This is a genomic window from Acinetobacter sp. UBA6526, assembly GCF_002434875.1.
GTDB classification, from domain to species: Bacteria; Pseudomonadota; Gammaproteobacteria; order Pseudomonadales; family Moraxellaceae; genus Acinetobacter; species Acinetobacter venetianus.
The window spans coordinates 2,005-2,460 of sequence record NZ_DJLC01000116.1 but is presented as its reverse complement, the minus strand read 5'-3'; the positions used below and the strand labels follow the sequence as shown (position 1 = coordinate 2,460).

Annotated in this window: 1 pseudogene; it reads right to left on the bottom strand. The window is 41.0% G+C overall.

Annotated features, from left to right (window positions below):
* Positions 1-456, bottom strand: a pseudogene (locus tag B4237_RS07780) (tRNA (N6-isopentenyl adenosine(37)-C2)-methylthiotransferase MiaB); the annotation flags it as partial.

Genomic DNA, 456 nt, shown 5'->3' with positions numbered 1-456 from the left:
ACCTTCCATGATCGAAACGAATGCTTTAAAACCTTCAACACGAGGTTCAGGTAAGAAGTCAAACTTCTCAATATCAGGGAATGAAATATCAACTAATTTGATTTTTTCTTTCTTGGGCTTTTCAGCCTGTGAATGATGTTGATCTAACATTTGCGGCAAGCGGTGCAAAGTCTGTGGGCCAAAAACCATATCCACGTAAGGCGCACGTTTTTGGATGTTGTCACCTTCTTGTGATGCAACACAGCCACCGACACCGATGACTAATTCTGGATTTTGTTCTTTTAATTTACGCCAACGACCAAGTTCACTAAATACTTTCTCTTGTGCTTTCTCACGGATCGAGCAAGTGTTCATCAATAAAATGTCGGCCTCATTCGGATTCGTGGTGAGTACGTAACCATGAGAATCACCTAATAAATCTGCCATACGATGACTGTCATACTCATTCATCTGACA